A 3,862-nucleotide genomic window follows, 5' to 3' on the forward strand; every position below is an offset into this window, starting at 1 on the left:
CGCGTCTGGTGGGCTGGGTTATGTGTATAAGTGACAGCCTCGATCTCGGCCGCGCTCGCCCGCGCCGACCGGGCGACGGTGGCGCCGATCGTTCCGCGCCACCGTCGCAGCACTGGACGCCCGCGTCATCTCGTCCCAGAATAGCCGGTACGACGCCAGCCTGTTGCTGATCGCCACCGGCCGTCGTCCCGGCCGGTTGTCGGGCTCGGATCCAGGACAACATCCCGCGGCGATCAGCCCGGCTGGCGGGCGAGGCGCATGACACCGGGAGGGGGCAGTGATGCGGCAGGTCGGGGCCAGCCGGCTACGCGGCCTCGGTGAGTCGGTCTTCAGTGAGATGAGCCGGCTCGCCGTCGAGCACGAGGCGATCAACCTCGGGCAAGGGTTCCCCGACTTTCCGGGGCCGGATCTGGTGAAGCACGCGGCCGCCGCCGCGATCGACGCCGACCTCAACCAGTACGCCCCCAGCCACGGGTTGCCCCGCCTCCGCCGCGCGATCGCCACTACCTTCGAGCGAAGCTACGGCCGTGCGGTCGACCCGGACGCAGAGGTGACCGTCACCTCCGGCGCGACCGAGGCGCTGGTCGCCACCCTGCTCGCCATCCTCGAGCCGGGCGACGAAGTAATCCTGATCGAGCCGTTCTACGACGCCTACCCAGCGCAGGTGGTCTTCGCCGGTGGGGTGCCCCGCTACGTGCCGCTCCAGCCGCCAGACTGGACGCTCGATCTCGATGCCCTCGCCGACGTGATCGGCCCACGCACCCGCGCCATCATGCTCAACACCCCGCACAACCCGACCGGCAAGGTCTTCAGCCGGGAGGAGCTCGCGGGCATCGCCGCGCTCTGCCAGGAGCACGACCTGATCGTCATCAGCGACGAGGTCTACGACCGTATCATCTTCGACGGCGCGGTCCATGTCCCGCCAGCGACGCTGCCGGGGATGTGGGAGCGGACGGTGACCATCAACTCCACCGGCAAGACGTTCAGCATGACCGGCTGGAAGGTCGGCTACGCCATCGCCGCCCCGGCGCTGACCCGCGCCATCCGGACCACTCACCAGTTCATCACCTTCGCCACCGCCACCCCCTTCCAGGACGCCATGGCCGCCGCCCTGGAAGATGCGCTCACCAGCAACTACTACGCGGAGCTGGCGGCGATGTACACCCGCCTGCGCGACCAACTGCACCAGGCACTCGAGGGCGCGGGCCTACCGGTGCTGCCCTGCCGCGGGAGCTACTTCCTGCTGGCGGATATCTCCGGGATGGGCTTCGAGACGGACGTCGCCTTCTGCCGCTTCCTGACGACCGAGGTCGGCGTCGCCGCGATCCCACCCTCCGCCTTCTACGCCGATCCGGCCACCGCGCCGCTCCTGGCCCGCTTCTGCTTCGCCAAGCGGCCGGAGACGATCGCCGCCGCCGCCGAACGCCTCACCGCCCTGGCCACCTTCCGCCGACCCCAACCCTGACGACGCCGTCGGGTGGCGACAACCAGGAGCGCGAGCGTCCTCGCCACCCGTCCCTTCGCCTGGAGGGCCGGCAGCTAGCCCGTCCCGTCGGAGCGGCCCTCGTGCTCCGCACGCCTTCGCTTGCATTCCAGCGATCGCTTGAGGCATTCTGTGCCCAGATGTCAGTGTTCAGACTTGCACAACGCGTCCCGTGTTGCGCACACTTGGGTCATCGCGGAGCACGGGGCGACGGTCGCTCCGCAGCAGGTGGCACCGACCGTGCTGCTTCTCCGCGAAGAGGCGCGCGACCGTTTACGGTACGCGCATTACAAAGCACGAGAGCGACGCACCCCTCTCCTGCCACGATGCGGAGGGGAAGGCTTCCGGTGCCGCCAGCACCAGCGTACGCACTCAGGGGGGTCGCCGTGGATCAAGGGTCACTGGGGACAACGAGGCACCGACACGGCCGCTCCATCCTGTTCGGCGCGGTCGTCTTCCTGCTCCTGATCGCCAGCAGTTCCCTGGCAACGCGTACGACCGCCGCAGGCGGGCCGAAGCCGCTGGTGCCGGATCGCGACCCGAACTCGGTCGTCCCCGCACCTTTCAACACGGACATGACCTGGAGCGAAGAGGGCGGCTGGCATTGGGTCACCCTCGCCTTCGTCGGCCAGAACACCACCGTGGGGCGGGTGATATCGCCGGCCTACTTCGTCGCCACCCGCGTCCGCACGCTCGGGCCGAACGAGGCGTGCGCCGAGTGCATCCCGATCAATGAAAAGGAAGAAGGCCCACCCCGGATCTTCAACGGTCCTGACGACCCCGTGATCGGCCAGGCGTACAAGCTCCTGGACAACGGCACGCGGGCACGCCGGCCGGACGGCACCTGGGCCGGCGGCGCCTGGTACCTGAACTACAGCCCGATCAGTAACATCTTCTTCTCCTGGACCTGGATCCCTGACGAGCCCACACCCGAGGAAGGGATCAGCTTCGTCCCCACGAACATCGGCTCGAAAGCGCGCACGTTCCCCATCCTTGGGCGCTTCCAACTGACGCAGGGCTTCGGCTGCGTCCCCTTCAATCCCGGCTATCGGGGCGCATCCATCTGCCCGGCCGACCGGCCGAGCTTCCACAACGGCATCGACCTGGCCGCGCCCGCCGGGACGCCGATCCTCGCCGCGGCGGGTGGCACGGTCATCGCGGTCGGCTACGACGGCGACGGCCCCGAGGCCAACTCCACGATCGTCATCGAGCACGACGGCGACAACGCAGGCTATCGCACCGAGTACCTCCACTGGGAGCGGGCGTTCGTCGAGCCGGGGGACCGGGTCGCCGCCGGGCAGATGATCGCCCAGGTCGGCTCGGTCGGCTACTCGACCGGCCCGCACCTGCACTTCGTGGTCAAGGACCGTGACGGCAACGCGATCGACCCGCTGGGCTGGCTTGCGGGCGCGGTGGTCATCGCGGTCGGCAACGGGAACGGCCAGGCAACGGCGCCCACCGGCGTGCTGCAGTGGGTGGTGCTGATGCAGGCCGCCGCCGAGCGCTACGGCGTGCCGCTGGCATTCATCGCCGCGATCATCACCGTCGAGTCGGGCGGCAACCCCGACGCCGTCTCGGCAGCAGGCGCCCAGGGACTGATGCAGATCATGCCGGAGAACCTGCTGCGCCTCGGGGTGAGCCAGGATCGCTGGCGCGATCCGGAGGCGAACATCGACGCCGGGACGCGGTTCATCGCCGAGAAGCTGGCGCGTGGGATGTCCCTGGACGAGGTCGCGGCCGGCTACTTCGGGTACGGCTGCGACGTCTACGGCACCTGCACCGAGCACTACGTCGCCAAAGTGATGGCCTGGTACGCCTACTACACGGCCTTCTTCGCGGGTGAAGACGCGACGCTGCCGCTCCTGGTGGCGACGCCGAGCCCTCCGCCAGCGAACCCTCCGGTCGAAGCGCCGGCGCCGGCACCGGAGCCGACACCGCCGCCGGAGTCGACACCGGAACCGACGCCACCAGCGGAGCCCACCGCGACGCCGACACCGGAAGCAACCCCAACACCGGAGCCGACCCCAGCGGCGGAACCCACCGCACCGCCCACGCCGGAGGCGACGCCATCGCCCACACCCGCACCGTCCCCGACCGAGACACCGGCCCCAACCGGCACGCCGGAGGCGACGCCGTCCGCGACACCGGAGCCGAACGAGACACCCATCCCGGAGGCTACGCCGACACCAGTGGCCTCGCCAACGCCGGAGGCAACCCCGACGGCCTCGCCCAACCCGACACCGGAGCTTCCTGTGCCCCGCCCGATCGTGCCCCAGCCGGAATCGACGTGGAAACCGGAAGCCACCGAGGTGCCGACGCCGGCACCGGCACCGACCCCGTCGCCCCACCCCACGCCGACGGCGACGCCCAGCCCGACCG

General features: G+C 70.1%; 2 protein-coding genes. Both read left to right on the forward strand.

All coding sequences use genetic code 11. The annotated features are described in order from the left end of the window. Positions 1-280: 280 nt before the first annotated feature. A complete protein-coding gene (locus IRZ30_RS16195) occupies positions 281-1,465 on the forward strand; it encodes a methionine aminotransferase (RefSeq protein ID WP_294086640.1) in 1,185 nt (394 codons plus the stop codon). A 404-nt stretch (positions 1,466-1,869) separates the two neighbouring features. Continuing rightward, the coding region (locus IRZ30_RS16200; RefSeq protein ID WP_294086641.1) for a peptidoglycan DD-metalloendopeptidase family protein at positions 1,870-3,862 on the forward strand (1,993 nt) is incomplete at its 3' end.

This window comes from Sphaerobacter sp., assembly GCF_019683595.1.
Classification (GTDB): Bacteria; Chloroflexota; Chloroflexia; order Thermomicrobiales; family Thermomicrobiaceae; genus Sphaerobacter.